Here is a 14,704-nt window from a genome sequence, read left to right on the forward strand (position 1 = left end):
CATCAATCTCAGGCCGAATGTCGGAGTCCGGCGCCGGCGGCACAAAGGGATCCTCGATGAAGGGTCGCGGGCGGGGAACATCCGGTTCGCGTCGCACCGACATTGCGACGCCCCCGTCCGGAAATGTGGGCGGCGGTGGGGGTGCCGGCGGTGGATCACTGATGCCCGGCGGCTCAGGGTCGCGTATGCCCGGCACATCGGGATCGCGGACCGGCGGCCGCGCCGGATCACGTATGGGCGCGGGATCCGGCGTCGGCATCGGCGGGTTCGGGACCTGCTCGTTCGGGCTCATCATCTGCGCTTCCCGTCTCACGACCTGTCTTGCTGTGTGCAAGGTCAACGTGCCGCGACAGGAGGGGTTCCGCCTCCGCGCCGGCGGGAGCGGGCAGACGAATGTCCGCGATGACAGGCAGGTGGTCGGAGCAAAGCCTGGCCGAAGGGTCGCTGAACGCATCGGCCAGCATGCCCGGCACACCGCAATAGACGCGGTCGAGCCGCAGCGCGGGGCGGCGAGCGGGAAAGGTGCGAAGGCGCGTGCGCTCGGGAAGCTCCCGCCGCATCGCCCGGCTGACGTCACCGAAGGAAAACCAGTCGTTGAAGTCGCCGAGCATCACGGTCGAGATCCCGGGCTTGCTCCCCGCCATCGCGGCGAGTGCCCGGGCCTGGCGCCGACGCTCCGTGATGGCGAGGCCGAGATGGACCGCCACGAGATGCAAGGGGCCGTGCTCGGTGCCCAGCACGGTCTCGATGGCGATGCGCGGCTCATGCCGGCGGTGTGAGAGATCGTGGAGCACGACCTCCTCAGCCGGCCAGCGCGAGAACAGCGCGTGGCCGTAGTGTCCGTCCGGCACCGCGATGGTACGCGCCTCGGTGAAATGGCCGATGGCGAGGCCCTGGAGCGGCGCCAGCACATCGACGCTGCGCCCGCGGGTGTCGATTTCCTGCAAAGCGAGAATGTCCGGTGCGTGGCCGGCGATCAGCGCGGCGACGCGGTCCAGATCGAAGCGCCGATCCGGGCCGATGCCGCCATGGATATTCCACGTCATCAGCCGCAGCGTCCCCGCAGGGCGGGGCATGCTCAAGCCGTCCTCCGGAAACGGCTGACCAGCAATTGCAGGCCGAAGGAACACAGCACCCAGAGCATGATGACGCCGATCAGCGCAGCGACGCTGAGCAGCGACGGAGCCGTGACCAGCTCGACGATCTGCCGGCCCAGGGCCGTCATCACCACGAGACCGGGCAGCATCCCGATGGCTGAGCCCAGCATGTAGTCGATGAAGCGCAGCTCCGCCGCCCCGGCCACGAGATTGACGAAGGTGAACGGCGCGATCGGCACCAGGCGCATCGTCGCCACGGTGAGCACACCCTGGTCGGCAAGGCCGCGTCGGATGCGGCCGATGCGTGGGCCGATGAAGCGTCGCACCAGCCCGGCGCCGAGATAACGGCCGATTCCGAAGGTGACGGCGGCGCTCGCCAGTGCGCCGATCGCCGCGAGAATGGCACCGGACCAGCCACCGAAAACGGCAACCGTCGCCACCATGAGCACGGTGACCGGAAACACCACCAACCCGCCGAGCACGAAGATGACCACCATGAGCGCGGGCGCCCACGGGTGCTGGGAAAGGCCCTCCAGTGCCCCGATAATCTTCTCCGGCTCGGTGAAGGGCGAGTAGCTCCAGGCCAGCACGAGGGCCACGATCACGGCCACGGCCGCCACGACGGGGATGATCCATTTGAGGCGGCCAGGCGCCTCGGGTTCCGGGCGCTCGTCGTAGATCGGCTCGATCGGATCGGCGAGTGCGTCGATGGCGGGCATCGAGAACTCGTCGGAGCCGGCCGACGACGACACCTCAACCAGCCGGCGCGCCGCTTTCTCATCGCTGGCATCGAGCACCGCGGCAAGAGAGCCGGTACGCTCGACGATGGCACCGACCTCCTCGGGGCTCATGCCGACATGCTCCGCGAGCAGACGGTCACGCACCGCCGCCACCGCCGCGCGCTGTTTCTCGTCGGCGGCGTCGACCACGAGGTCGCACTCGCTGTCGAACCCCATCGACCTGTTGCACAGATTGGCCGAGCCGATGCGCAGGATGCGGTCGTCAATGATCGTCACCTTGGAATGGACCATGATCGGCGTCGCCTCGTTGGAGGCAACGGATTCGGGGTAGAGCATCCGCACCCGGCGCGCCATCCCCGCCGCCGCGAACTTCTCCAGCACACGCTGGCGCCCGATGCCCATGGCGCGATGCTCGAACCAGCCGCGATAGCCCTGCGGCATCACAATCACGACTTCAAGTTCCGGGCGCGCCGACATGCGTTCGACCAGACGCCCGGTGATGTGCTCGCAGGTGAAGAACTGGTTCTCGATATAGATGTAGCGCTCGGCGACATCGACCATATCGAAGAACAGGGTCTCGACCTCGCGAACCTCGGCGGCATCGGGATAGGCGGGGAGGGTGCGGGCAATCCCGATGCCGACGTCATGGAAATCGGGAACCAGCCTGTCCGGCCAGCGATCCGCCCCGCGATTGGGCCGGGAGGATGGCAAGCGCTCGCACGCCGCGCGCTGCCACCGCTGAAGGAACAGCTTCCCCAGCGCCCGCGCCGCTGGACCGTCGACCGCCATCTGTACGTCGTGGAACGGCGCATAGCGCGCCCCCGTCGGGTCGGTCCGACGTGGATCGTCCGGCAGATGCTCGCTGACGTCCCAGCGCCGCCGGGTCAGATCCAGCCCGCCAGAAAAGGCGATCGCGTCGTCGATAACGACGACCTTCTGGTGGTGCGAGGCGCCCAGCGGCAGGGCATCGTCGAGGCATAGTTCGATCTGCGCCGGCGTGCTCCACAGGAAGGAATAGAGCGGGGTGAGCTCGCGCTCGAAGGCGAACAGTACCGAATAGTCCCAGAGCAGCAGGCGAACCCGCAGACGCGGGTTGCGCTTCACGAGCGCCGACAGAAAATCGGCCAGCGTCTCCGGCAGACCATCCTTGGCCTCTCCGCTTTCGTCCACCAGCTTCATCCGGCTGTCGAGATCCCAGCCACAGATGTGGATGGTGTCGCGCGCCATCGTCATTGCCTGGCGCAGCGCGCCGAAATAGGCCCCGCCATCGACCAGGACGCTGGCGCGCGCCGCCTGCTCCACCTTCCACGTGTTGCGGCCGGGACGCAGCAAAGGTCCCTCGCCCAGCCGCTCTGGCGGCGCAACGGTGGGAGGTACCGGACGTTCGGCGAGGGCGCTCTCGACGAGATCTTCAGCGAGCTGGAGGGAATGCTGCGACATGAGCGATGGCGGTCTCCTTAGGGGCATGACGCATCGTCAACCGCCCGCCCCGTGCAAGGTTCCGAATTCTCCCGCACCCCGCCCCCGCATCGCGCGCATGCCGGCCCTGCGCTTGTTCCACCTCGGGACGCGGATTATAGACGCCACGCGACGGCGCGGGCACCGAACGGGAGCATGCAGAATGAGCGAGCAGCCACTTCCGGGCGTGGTGCCGGCGATCGCGGCCCGGGCGGACGAGATGACCGGCTGGCGGCGCACCCTTCACGCCATGCCGGAGACCGCCTTCGAGGAGCATCGCACCAGCGCCTATGTCGCCGAGAAGCTGGAGAGCTTCGGCCTGGAGCTGCATCGCGGCCTTGCCGGCACGGGTCTGGTGGCGACCCTTCACGGCCAGCGCGGGGCGGGACCCGCCATCGGACTGCGGGCTGACATGGACGCGCTCGACATCCATGAGGCCACGAACCTCGCCTATCGCTCCGATACGCCGGGCAAGATGCACGCCTGCGGCCATGACGGGCACATGACCATGCTGCTCGGCGCCGCGCGTCATCTCGCCGAGAACCCCGATTTCGCCGGCACGGTCCACTTCATCTTCCAGCCGGCGGAAGAGAACGAGGGCGGCGGCAAGGTGATGGTTGAACAGGGTCTGTTCGACCTGTTCCCGATGCAGCAGGTCTATGGACTGCATAACTGGCCCAATGCCCCCTTCGGCACCTTTCTCGGGCGGGTGGGACCGATGTTCGCCGCTTTCGACATCTTCGAGGTGAAGATCCTCGGCCGCGGCGCCCACGCCGCCATGCCCCAGCGCGGCATCGACCCGGTGCTGGCGGCCTCTCTGGTCGTTGCCCAGCTCCAGTCGATCGTCGCGCGCTCGGTGAGCCCGCAGGAGGCTGCGGTCCTGACCGTCACCCAGATTCATGGTGGCGAGACCTGGAACATCATCCCTGACGAGGTTGTGCTGCGCGGCACCGCGCGCACCTTCACGCCCGAGGTGCGCGATCTCGTCGAGCAGCGCTTTCGCGCCGTCGTCGAGGGTGTCTGCGCGGCGCAGGGGGCACAGGCGCAGATCCGCTACGAGCGGCGTTACCCGTCGCTGGTGAACTGGAAAGAGCCGTTCGGGACCGCCATCGAGACCGCCCGCGCCACGGCCGGTGATGACCGCGTGATTGCCGATTTCGAGCCCATCATGGCAGCGGAGGACTTCGCCTACATGCTGGAGGCGGTGCCCGGCGCCTATCTTTGCCTTGCCAGCGGTCCGGGGCCGAACCTTCACAACGCGGAGTACGACTTCAACGACGCATTGCTGCCGGTGGGGGCCAGCTACTGGGTCAATCTCGTCCACCAGGTCCTGGCACCCGCCAGCTGACACGACGAGGCGGCGCCCGACCGTGACCTACTCATCGCCCGCCGCCCCCCATCAGCCGCCACGCTCCGGCGGCCTGTTCATCAACGGGCTCGGCCTGGGTCAGCTCTGCTCCTGGGGTTCGCTCTATTACAGCTTCCCGCTGATCGCGCAGGCGATGAGCACCGATCTTGGCTGGTCCAAGACCGAGCTTTACGGCGCGGCGACGCTCGGCCTCGCGCTCGCGGGCCTCTGCGCCTATCCGATCGGGGTCGCCATCGATCGCGGCCATGGCCGATGGGTGATGGCCGGCGGATCGCTTGTGGCCGGGCTGCTCCTGATCCTGTGGGCGCAGGCCGACAGCCTCATCCTGTTCTATGGCGCGGTCGCCGGCATCGGTGCCATGCAGGCGGCGACCCTCTACGAGCCTGCCTTCGCCGTGGTGGCGCGCAAGTCCGGCCCGGCCCATGCGCGCGCGGGCATTACCGCGCTCACCATGTGGGGCGGCTTCGCCTCCACCGTCTTCATCCCCCTGATCCAGCTCCTTCTCGACCAGCTGGGCTGGCGGGATACGCTGCTCATCCTCGGCGCCATCAATATTCTGGTCTGCGGCATGGTGAACTTTGCAGCCATAGAAACCGTCGCCGATGCCCCGGTGCACCCGCCCAGAAATGGCGCGTCACCGGGCGGGCGATCGGCGATTGGCGAGGCGGTGCGCCAGCCGGCCTTCTGGGCGCTGGCCGTGGCCTTCACCGCCTATTCAGCGATGTTCTCGGGCTTCACCTTCCACGCCTATCCGCTGCTGATCGAACGCGGCTTCGACACCGCCACCGTGGTCGGAGCCATCGCGATCATCGGCCCGGCGCAGGTGACGGGTCGCCTGGCGATCTGGCTGCTGGCGCCGCGCGCGCCGGTGCGTGTGGTCGGCTCGCTGATCGTCGCGGTGTTTCCGCTGGCGTTCCTGGCGCTGGAATTCATGCCGCGCGACTTCGCGCTGGTGGCGCTGTTCGCCGTCAGTTTTGGCGCGGTCAACGGCATCCTCACCATTGTGCGCGGGCTGGTGGTGCCTGAATTGATCACGCGGCGGGCCTATGGCGCGGTTAACGGCGCGCTGTCCTTTCCCGCGACGATCGCCCGTGCCGTCGCCCCCATGGGCCTCGCCCTGCTCTGGACCACGACCGGAAGCTACGATGCGGTGCTGATGGCGATCGTGGCCGGCTCGATGGTCCTGGCCCTGGGGTTCTGGTGCGCCGCCGCGCTTGCCGGCGCGGGCCCGCAGGACTGAGCGCGCCGCGCGCTCACAAGCCCGCCATATGGGTAACGCCGTCATAGGTCAGCTTGAGCGACAGCAGGAACAGCGCCGACACCACCAGACGGTAGAAAAGAACCTCAGGCAGGATGCGGGTAACACGCACGCCGAAAAACGTCGACGCCACGGCGACCGGCAGCAGCAGCCCGGCGATCTTGAGGTTTGGCAGGCTGAGCTGGCCGAGTGCCCAGTAAGGTCCCAGCTTCAACGCATTGATCACCGCGAACAGAATGGTCGACGTGCCCGCGAAGACCATCTTCGGCAGGCGCTGGGGCACCACATACATCTGGAACGGCGGCCCGCCGGCATGGGTCACGAAGCTGGTGAAGCCGGCAACGACACCCCAGAACAGCCCGCGCGGCACATCAGCGGAACGCGCCGCGCGCGCCGCGCCACCAAACCAGCGGTTCAGACAGAAGGCGAGGCCGATCAGCCCGACCATCAGCGCCACAAGCGCATCGGTGACGATGGATGCCGTAGCCCAGCCGACCCCGATGCCAAGGGCGCCGGCGGGCATCAATATGGCAAGGTTTCGTCCAGAAAACTCGCGCCGATAGGCCCAGACGCCGAACATGTCGCTGACCACATAGACCGGCAGCAACAGCCCGGCAGCGGCGATGGGCGGCATCACCAGCGACATGATCGGCACGGAGAGGGTGCCGATCATCGGCACCCCACCCTTTCCCATGCCTACCGCCGCCGCCGCGGGCACGGCCGCGAGGGCGAAGACCAGTTCGGGACTCAGCATGGAAATCGGCCACAACAGGGAGAGAAGACAGCTCTCCCTATCAGGCTGCCGCGACGCCCTCCAGCCGCTTCGCCACCATGCCGCGAAGCGTCCGCAGGTCCTTCACGAAGAGACGGATGCCATCGGAGAGCTTCTCCGTCGCCATCTGATCCTCGTTGAGCGCGAAGCGGAACGCCTTCTCGTCAAGCTCGAGCTTGGCGGGCGCGGCCTCGACATTGGCCGGGTCCAGCCGGCGCACCAGCGTGCCCTCGTCGGCCGCAAGCTCGTCGAGCAGCGCCGGACCGATGGTGAGCCGGTCGCAGCCCGCCAGCGCTTCGATCTCGCCGGTGTTGCGGAAGGAGGCGCCCATGACCACGGTCTTGATGCCGTACTTCTTGTAGTAGGCGTAGATCTGGTGAACCGAGACCACGCCGGGGTCGGTTTCGGCCGTGAACGGGCCCTCTCCCGCCTTGACGTGCCAGTCGAGGATGCGGCCGACGAAAGGCGAGATCAGGAACGCGCCCGCATCCGCCGCCGCCACCGCCTGGACGATGGAGAACAAGAGGGTGAGGTTGCAGTCGATGCCTTCCTTCTGCAGCGCCTCAGCGGCGCGCAGCCCCTCCCAGGTGGAGGCGATCTTGATCAGGATGCGCTCACGCCCGACGCCCCGCGCCTCGTAGGCCTTGATGAAGGCGTGCGCCTTGGCAATCGTCGCCTGGGTATCGAAGGACAGGTCGGCATCGACCTCGGTCGAGACCCGGCCGGGAACGATGGAGGCGAGTTCGGCGCCGAAATTCAACGCCAGCCGGTCGCAGGTTGCCATCACCGCGCTCTCGCGCGAGCCACCCTGGCGCTTACCCCAGTCGATCGCTTCGTCGACAAGGTGGGCGTAGGCCGGCATCCCGGCCGCCTTGAGCAGCAGGGTGGGATTGGTAGTGCAATCCTGGGGCTTGAGGCGCCGCACCGTCTCGATGTCGCCGGTGTCCGAGACGACGACGGTCATGGCACGCAGTTGGTCGAGCTTTGAGGACATGGTTGTTTCTCTCTCTTGCGGAGCCCGATCGCCTCTCCCGCAGGCACCCGGACGGACCCCTTCTTGGACCACAGAACCGGGCCGCGCATCAAGGGCGCAGCATGGCATGACACCTCAGTGACAGGGCTCTTGTGACGGAAAGGGACTAGGCGTAAACCCGAAAATGGCGTGCCGCATGCACGTCCCCTCCGAGGTCGGCGATGGACGACATTCACTACCGCGAGTACAAGATATTGCTCCGCCCGGAGCGGTTCTTCGATCCCCATCAGTTCGAGGTCTACTGGCACAAGCTGTGCCTGATCGCGCCCGAATTCAAGGTCGGCGTCACCACGCACAAGGACGGCTTCAAGCGCCATGTCCGCGAGGTGCTGTTCTACGACACGCCCGAATACGACCTTTACCGAAACGCGTTCATCCTGCGCAAGCGCACCTTCTACACCGATGGCTGGCCCGACCCGGACCACGAGCTGACGCTGAAATTCCGCCACCCGGAACTCGAAACCGCGGCGGCGGTTGACGTGACCCCGCACATCCAGGGCTCAGCCAACATCAAGTTCAAGGAAGAGCTGCTGCCGCTGAAAGAAAAAGTGGGCGGCATGCGCTCGCTGTTCTCCCACAACTGCGTGCTGATGACGCCCGGCCTCGTGCTGAACGAAGGGCTGGAGCGCATCGCCCAGGTGTTCCCCGCGCTCAACGGTCACTGTCCGGCGGGGAAGACCGCGCAGATCTCGCTGGTGAACAAGCTGCCGGTGGTCGAGGTTCAGGTGAATGTCGGCGAGTTCGACTTTGGCCACGGGCTCGTCGCCAAGGCGACGATCGCCGTCTGGCGCGAGCGGGTCAGCGAAACATCCATCGTGGGCGAATTCGCCTTCCAGGCAAAGTTCGACCGCTACGATACGCTTCACGACAAGGCCCGCACCCGCTCGGAGGAATTTTTCAAGGCCATTCAGGAGCACGCGCCCGAATGGGTACAGCTTGGCACCACCAAGACATCGCTGGTCTACAATTTCGGCAAGCAGGTCGTGGCGAGCCAGGAAGGGTGAGCGCGCCGCGATGAGCAATCCACCGAAGGCCGACCCCATTGCCGGCACGCCAGCCGCCGCCCCGGCCGCTGCGTTCGCCATCCCGCGCGACGTCACGCTGTGGGAGATCTTTGTCACCTTTCTGTTCATCGGCGCGGTGAGCTTCGGCGGCGGCGTGGTCGCCTATTTGCGCGCGAGCCTGGTGCTGCAGAAGAAATGGCTGGACGAGGAGCGCTTTCTCTCGGCGCTTGAAATCGCGCAGGCGCTGCCGGGCCTCAATGCCACCAATATGAGCATCATCGTCGGTGACCGGCTGCGCGGCATTCCCGGCTCTGTCGTTGCCTTTCTCGGCATCACCCTGCCGGGCGCGACACTGGTGATGATCCTGGGCGTGCTCTACGCCTCGAACGCCAAGAACCCCTATGTCAACGCCACGCTGGTCGGCGTCGGCGCGGCGGCCGTCGGCATGCTGAGCGCGGTGACGCTGCAGATCGGGCGCAAGCAGTTCGGCAACCTGATCGACGTCGCCATCATCGCGGTGACGCTGATCATGGTCAGCGTGCTGCACATCTCACTGATCTGGGTGCTTCTCACCGTCGGACCGGCGGCAATCATCATCTACCGGCCGCGCAAGGCGTCCGGCTCCGGCCCGAGCGAACCTCCGGAATCCGTGGCATGAGCGAGAATCTTTCCGTCCTCGGCGTCTTCTCGCTGCTCTCGGTTCTCGCCGTGGGCGGGGGCGCAGCGGTGCTTCCTGAAACCAAGGAACTGGTGGTGGGCACCCATCACTGGCTCACAAACGACCAGTTCCGCGACATTTACGGCCTCGGGCAGGTGGTCCCCGGTCCGAACATGTTGATGGTGCTGGTCATCGGCTATCACGTCACCGGCTATCTCGGCGCGCTTCTGGCCTTTCTCGGCTTCTTTGTGCCGGCCGGGGCGATTTCCTGGGGTGCCTCGCGGGTCTGGGACCACTTCGAGGGCTCGCCCTGGCGTGAGGCGCTGCAGCGCGGCCTTGCTCCGCTGGTGGTCGGCCTCATGGCGGCAGGCACGGTGTCGATCGCGCGCACCGCGATCGAGGGCGCGACCACGATCGCCATCGCCATCGTGGTCTTCGGCGGGGTCTATTTCGTCAAACGGGTCAATCCCGCCCTCTTCGTCCTGGGCGGCGGCGTCGTGGGACTGATCCTGCTCAGCGGAACAGGCGCCGGTCAGCCCTGACGGCTGGGCAGATAATGGCTGAGCGCGTGGGCGAGGCCCGGCGCGGTCAGCGTCTGCAGCCACACCTTGCCCGGCCCCGAGAGTTTCGCCAGAAACAGCCCGTCCCCGCCGAACAGCGCGTTCTTGACGCCGCGCATGGTGGTGAGCTCAAAAGCCACGCTCGCCTCGAACAGGCCGACATGGCCGGGATGCACCAGCAGGACCTGGCCGGGCTGAAGTTCATAGGTCACGATCTCGCCGCCGAGTTCGATCCAGGCGGTGCCGGAGCCCGATAGCTTCTGCAGCACGAACCCTTCCCCGCCGAACACCGCGCCTCCCAGCGTCTGCTGGAATGCGCTGGCCACCTCGATGCCCGGCGTGCCGCAGATGAAGCCGTGGCGATGGACGAGATAACCTGCCCCGCCGACCTCGGTCGCCATGATGTTGCCGGGCAGCTTGGCGGCGAACGCCACATTGCCCGGGCCACGCTCGGCGTGGAATTCCGTCATGAAAAGCCCGCCACCGGAAACCGCGCGGCTCATGATGCCGAACAGCCCGCTGCTTCCGCCGCCGGCCATGGTGGTGGTCAGGCTGATATCGCCGGACATCCAGGAAAGCTGATCGGGAACGCCGATGACCTTTTCGCCGGCCTCAAGGCCGATTTCCAGAACCGGCATTGTGGTGCCAATGATCTTGTGACGCATGGATGCCTCTTGGGGAAACGGGACCATTCACGGGACGGCGCGCCGCACCTTCGCGGCGAAATCACCGAAGCTTGGCGATGAAACCGCAAATATTCTGTTATTGCACGCGCTCATGAGGGCTCCGCCGTGGCGGCACGCAGGCACGGTGTTATGCTGCCACGGTCGACCTCCTCGGCACGGGCCCCCAGTGGCGGCTCACGAGGCGCCCGATAGTCCCTCGTCCCGCGCGGGTTCCGGGCCGACCCCTATTATCCCGCCGCTGCCATTCCGGATCGATGCGCCCCTCCCTTCGCCGCTTCACCTTCGCCACCTTCGCCACGCTTATCGCCGGTTTCGTCGACGCGGTCGGCTATGCCCATCTCGGCGGGCTGTTCCTGTCCTTCATGAGCGGCAACAGCACGCGGCTCGGCATCCAACTCGCGGATGCCGACTGGGCGCATGTCGGGTTTACCGCTGGCGTGATCGGCAGCTTCGTCGGCGGCGCGTTCCTCGGAACCACGCTTTCCGACGCGGTGGGCGAGATGAAACTGATCCTTATCCTGTGCTGCGAGGTGGTGATGTTCGCCATCGCCTGGGCGCTGGTTTTCGCCGGGATCGGCTATGGCGCCCTGCTGCCGGTGGCTCTGGCCATGGGCATGCAGAACAGCGTCCATCAGGTGATCGCCGGCGCGGATGTCGGCAAGAGCTTCGTCACCGGCGCGCTGTTCGGTCTCGGCCAATCGCTGTCCCGCTTCGCGACCAGGCGTGAAACGCCGCAGGAAGCCGCGTCCTACGCCGCGTCATGGGCGTCTTTCGTCACAGGAGCCGCGATCGGGGCCCTGGTGCTGGCCTGGTCCAGCCTGTCGGTCGCCATGGGAGGCGCCTGCCTGCTTCTGGCGGGGCTGGCCGCACTCGCCTATGCCTTCCATGGCCATCTTCCCCACGCCGTCGGCCAGGTCGGAGGCGACTGAACGCGGAAGCGAGGGCGCGCGCCCGTCGAGTGCTATTTCAGACCGATGGCCTCGCGCGCCGCGGCCACTTCCTTTTGGCAGGCGTCCTCATTGCCGGCCGCGGCCGCCGCGCGGGCACGATCGAGTGCCTTCTGCGCGACTTCCGGCTGGGTCCCGTCTCCCAGCTCGGCTTCGGTCTGCGCTATCGAATTGGGGGTTGGCTCCTCGCTCAGGAGCGCATCGTCGCCTTCCGGCGCGCTCGGACCGTTCGCCGCAAGATCGGCCAGGACCCTGTCGAGCGCGGACTGAGCGTCCGCCGCAGCCTGGGCGCAATCATCCGCAAAGGCGGGCGCCGATCCGAGCAGAAGCAGCGTGGCGAGGGTGGCAAGGATCGGCTTCATAGAGATTTCTCCGCGACAGGCGAACGCGTCAGGCCCGCCACTCTAGCCACAAGACCCGCCTCATTTCGAGTACCATGGTGTGGCTATTCTCAGTCGGCGAGCGCGCCCTTGCCACCGACTGACAGGGCCGGCACGGCCAGCGGGCGACCGGCCGCACGGCGGCGGAACACGCTCGGGCGCCGGTCCTTCAAGGCGCCGCGGCGGCGGCGGCGCGCGAGAACGCCGGCCACGGTCAGGCGCCCGATCATGGGATAGGCGGGAGAACGCGAGCCATCGGCCTCGCTCACCAGCATGGGACGACCCAGCTCCGCGCTCCAGCGGCGCCACTCGGCGACGACGTCGTTGGCGTGAGGGGCGCTGTAGAGCGTCACCGACAGCGAGGGATCGGCATGAAGCAGCACCACGGCGACGCCCTCGCCATCCCCCTCGGGATCGAGGAGCGCCACGGCCAGCCCTTCATAGGCGGCCAGATCGAGGCGCACCTTCATCGGGATGCCGGCCATGCGTCGCCGAAGCACCAGATGGTCACGGTGCAGTTCGACACGCCGGGTGCCGCCATCCGCGGACGGGTCGATCGAGGAGAAGACGACCGGCCAGCTCTCGGGATCGGCGGGCATGTCGAGCGTCACAAAGCGATAGTCGGTCATGGGAGGCATCACCTCCCTCTCAAGCTGGCAACTCATCGTGCACCCCGCCGTCTGTTCGGGCTCTGGTGGCCCGGTGTTGCAGCAGAATTAGACCGGCGGACGTCGCGGACCGCTTAATCGACATGGTTGACTGTTTCTTGGCAGAGGGTTTCCCTGCTGCATGCTTGATGAAACCTTGTCGCAAAACGTCGCTTCCGGCGGATTTCATTACGACATACGACTTGCCACGGCGGTGGGTACCGCCTAATCCCCGATGATGAACACGCCCCCGACCGATGCGCCGGGCGGAAAGCCCGAGGGCCCGCTCCCGACGCCCCACGACCCGCTCGCCGATCCCGTCATCGCCGCCCGCCATCTCGCCGACGCCGTCGTCGCGGCGGGAGCGGTCGCGGTTGAGATGTTTCGCACCGGCGTCAAATCCTGGTCGAAGCACAACGACTCCCCCGTCACCGAGGCCGATCTCGCCGTCGATGTGATGCTGCGTGAGCGCCTCAGCCTCGTCGGGCCCGGCTATGGCTGGCTGTCGGAGGAGACGGTGGACGAGCCCTCGCGGCTGTCCCGGCGCCGGGTCTGGATCGTCGACCCGATCGACGGCACACGCTCCTACATGTCGGGCGGCATGGACTGGTGCGTGGAGGCCGCTCTGGTGGAGGACGGGCGGCCGATCGCCGGTGCGCTGTTCGCCCCTGTCACCGAAGAGCTGTTCGTTGCCGTGCGCGGTGGCGGCGCCACCCGCAACGGCCAGCCGATACGCGTCTCGGGGCGCCCCGGCGTCATCGGCGCGAAGGTCGACGGGCCCACGCAGTGGCTCGGCCATATAGCGGGGCACGACACCTTCGAGCGTGTAACGCGCATCCGCTCACTGGCCCTGCGCATTGCTCGCGTGGCCACCGGCGAGCTCGATGCGGCATTTGCGTCGCCCAACGGCAATGACTGGGACCTTGCCGCCGCCGACCTTTTGGTGCACGAAGCAGGAGGACGCCTGACAACGCTCGACGGCCACGCCCTCGCCTATAACGCGCCCGTGCCGCGGCACGGAGCGCTCGTTTCGGCCGGTTTGCGGCTGCACCCGTCTCTCACGGACGTGGCGCGCTGAGGCGGGTCGGCAGGATCGGTATGCAACGGGAATCGACTGGGAACATGAACAGCCCTCAGCTTCTCCATCTCGTCTTTGGCGGCGAACTCGAAGATATTGACGGCGTGACCTTCAAGGATCTCGACACGCTCGACATCGTGGGCATCTTCCCGAACTACGCCACGGCCCACGTGGCCTGGAAGGCCAAGGCGCAGCAGACCGTCGACAACGCGCAGATGCGCTACTTCATCGTTCACCTTCACCGTCTGCTGGATCCCGATACCAGCACCACGACCCGCTGAGCCCGGCACGGCTTCATGTGGCGTAAGTTGCGTACGTCGCAGACGGTCCGCACCGTGCTTGGGCGCGGTATGGCATCGTATCTGCGTTTCGTCTGGCGGACCCAGCGCGTGGTGATGGAACCGGCGGATCTGTATGATCTGGCCGAAGTGCAGCTGCCGATGATCCTGACCTTCTGGCATGGGCAGCACTTCCTCACCCCATTTCTGGTGAAGCCGCACCACAAGGCACGGGTGATGATCTCGCGCAGCGCCGACGCCGATGTGAACGCCATCGCGGCCGAAGCGCTGGGCATCGGCGCCGTGCGCGGCTCCGGCGCTCAGGGACGCGACTTCCGCACCAAGGGCGGGTTCAACGCCACGCTGGAAATGATCCGCCATCTATCTGAGGGCACCAACGTGGCCATGACCGCCGACGTGCCGAAGATCGCGCGCCAGGCCGGACTTGGGGTCGTGACCATTGCCAAGCATTCCGGGCGGCCGATCTACCCGGTCGCCATCGCCACCTCGAACCGCATTCTCGCCCGCAGCTGGGATCGCGCGGCGATCCACCTGCCGTTCGGCCGGGCGGCGGTCGTCGCCGGCGACGGCGTGCGCGTGTCGCCCGACGCCAATGCCGAGGAAATGGAAGCGGCCCGCAACGAGGTTCAGCGCCAGCTCAACGTCGCGACCGCGCGCGCCGAGGAACTGGTGGGCCGGCGTGAACCCGTCGAGCCTGCCGGCGACGCGCATGGCTAGA

The 14,704-nt window shown here is 67.0% G+C and carries 16 protein-coding genes; 9 read left to right on the top strand and 7 right to left on the bottom strand.

Annotated features, from left to right (window positions below; translation table 11 throughout):
• Window positions 1-227 precede the first annotated feature (227 nt).
• Window positions 228-1,076 (bottom strand): endonuclease/exonuclease/phosphatase family protein, encoded by an 849-nt coding sequence (locus G3A50_RS08800; protein WP_163077467.1) that lies wholly within the window; start codon window positions 1,074-1,076, stop codon window positions 228-230.
• A gap of 2 nt (window positions 1,077-1,078) precedes the next feature.
• Window positions 1,079-3,277, bottom strand: a complete 2,199-nt coding sequence (locus G3A50_RS08805) for a VTT domain-containing protein (protein ID WP_163074885.1) — start codon at window positions 3,275-3,277, stop codon at window positions 1,079-1,081.
• A gap of 181 nt (window positions 3,278-3,458) precedes the next feature.
• Between G3A50_RS08805 and G3A50_RS08810 the strand changes: the two genes are divergently transcribed.
• Window positions 3,459-4,643 carry a M20 aminoacylase family protein gene (locus tag G3A50_RS08810; RefSeq protein ID WP_210255255.1) on the top strand — a complete coding sequence of 395 codons (1,185 nt, stop codon included), beginning with the start codon at window positions 3,459-3,461 and terminating at the stop codon, window positions 4,641-4,643.
• Window positions 4,644-4,665: 22 nt separating this feature from the next.
• The gene (locus tag G3A50_RS08815; RefSeq protein WP_163074886.1) at window positions 4,666-5,904 is read left to right on the top strand and encodes an MFS transporter; all 1,239 of its coding nucleotides are present in this window, start codon (window positions 4,666-4,668) and stop codon (window positions 5,902-5,904) included.
• A 13-nt stretch (window positions 5,905-5,917) separates the two neighbouring features.
• Here G3A50_RS08815 and G3A50_RS08820 read toward each other — a convergent pair whose 3' ends face one another.
• Window positions 5,918-6,676 carry a sulfite exporter TauE/SafE family protein gene (locus tag G3A50_RS08820; protein ID WP_163074887.1) on the bottom strand — a complete coding sequence of 253 codons (759 nt, stop codon included), beginning with the start codon at window positions 6,674-6,676 and terminating at the stop codon, window positions 5,918-5,920.
• A gap of 40 nt (window positions 6,677-6,716) precedes the next feature.
• Complete coding sequence (tal, locus tag G3A50_RS08825; protein ID WP_163074888.1) at window positions 6,717-7,688, bottom strand: transaldolase; 972 nt, start codon at window positions 7,686-7,688, stop codon at window positions 6,717-6,719.
• Window positions 7,689-7,888: 200 nt separating this feature from the next.
• Between tal and G3A50_RS08830 the strand changes: the two genes are divergently transcribed.
• Genes G3A50_RS08830 through G3A50_RS08840 form a run of 3 tightly spaced genes read left to right on the top strand, consistent with a single transcriptional unit; the run spans window position 7,889 to window position 9,931 of the window.
• Window positions 7,889-8,731 carry a hypothetical protein gene (locus G3A50_RS08830; RefSeq protein ID WP_163074889.1) on the top strand — a complete coding sequence of 281 codons (843 nt, stop codon included), beginning with the start codon at window positions 7,889-7,891 and terminating at the stop codon, window positions 8,729-8,731.
• A 10-nt stretch (window positions 8,732-8,741) separates the two neighbouring features.
• Entirely contained in the window at window positions 8,742-9,389 is a 648-nt protein-coding gene (locus tag G3A50_RS08835; protein ID WP_163074890.1) for a chromate transporter, read from the top strand.
• Window positions 9,386-9,931: a chromate transporter gene (locus G3A50_RS08840; protein ID WP_163074891.1), complete on the top strand. Its 546-nt coding sequence runs from the start codon at window positions 9,386-9,388 to the stop codon at window positions 9,929-9,931. Before G3A50_RS08835 ends, G3A50_RS08840 begins: the two co-directional genes overlap by 4 nt.
• Here G3A50_RS08840 and G3A50_RS08845 read toward each other — a convergent pair.
• Window positions 9,922-10,614, bottom strand: a complete 693-nt coding sequence (locus G3A50_RS08845) for a TIGR00266 family protein (protein WP_163074892.1) — start codon at window positions 10,612-10,614, stop codon at window positions 9,922-9,924. The two genes, G3A50_RS08840 and G3A50_RS08845, sit on opposite strands and share 10 nt — an antisense overlap.
• Before the next feature lie 275 nt (window positions 10,615-10,889).
• Between G3A50_RS08845 and G3A50_RS08850 the strand changes: the two genes are divergently transcribed.
• Window positions 10,890-11,564 carry a YoaK family protein gene (locus G3A50_RS08850; RefSeq protein WP_163074893.1) on the top strand — a complete coding sequence of 225 codons (675 nt, stop codon included), beginning with the start codon at window positions 10,890-10,892 and terminating at the stop codon, window positions 11,562-11,564.
• A 32-nt stretch (window positions 11,565-11,596) separates the two neighbouring features.
• On the opposite strand, the gene G3A50_RS08855 is transcribed toward G3A50_RS08850, so the two are convergent.
• Together G3A50_RS08855 and G3A50_RS08860 are read right to left on the bottom strand one after the other, a co-directional pair.
• Window positions 11,597-11,944: a hypothetical protein gene (locus G3A50_RS08855; RefSeq protein ID WP_163074894.1), complete on the bottom strand. Its 348-nt coding sequence runs from the start codon at window positions 11,942-11,944 to the stop codon at window positions 11,597-11,599.
• 89 nt (window positions 11,945-12,033) lie between these two features.
• Window positions 12,034-12,591, bottom strand: a complete 558-nt coding sequence (locus tag G3A50_RS08860; RefSeq protein WP_246252275.1) for a DUF6101 family protein — start codon at window positions 12,589-12,591, stop codon at window positions 12,034-12,036.
• A gap of 256 nt (window positions 12,592-12,847) precedes the next feature.
• On the opposite strand from G3A50_RS08860, the gene G3A50_RS08865 reads away from it, so the two are divergent.
• Genes G3A50_RS08865 through G3A50_RS08875 form a run of 3 tightly spaced genes read left to right on the top strand, consistent with a single transcriptional unit; the run spans window position 12,848 to window position 14,703 of the window.
• On the top strand, window positions 12,848-13,687 hold the full coding sequence (locus tag G3A50_RS08865; RefSeq protein ID WP_163077471.1) for a 3'(2'),5'-bisphosphate nucleotidase CysQ: 840 nt from the start codon (window positions 12,848-12,850) through the stop codon (window positions 13,685-13,687).
• Window positions 13,688-13,731: 44 nt separating this feature from the next.
• Entirely contained in the window at window positions 13,732-13,968 is a 237-nt protein-coding gene (locus G3A50_RS08870; protein ID WP_163074896.1) for a DUF4170 domain-containing protein, read from the top strand.
• Between the two features lie 15 nt (window positions 13,969-13,983).
• Entirely contained in the window at window positions 13,984-14,703 is a 720-nt protein-coding gene (locus G3A50_RS08875; protein WP_163074897.1) for a lysophospholipid acyltransferase family protein, read from the top strand.
• Window position 14,704 lies beyond the last annotated feature (1 nt).

This window comes from Ancylobacter pratisalsi, from assembly GCF_010669125.1.
Lineage (GTDB): Bacteria > Pseudomonadota > Alphaproteobacteria > Rhizobiales > Xanthobacteraceae > Ancylobacter > Ancylobacter pratisalsi.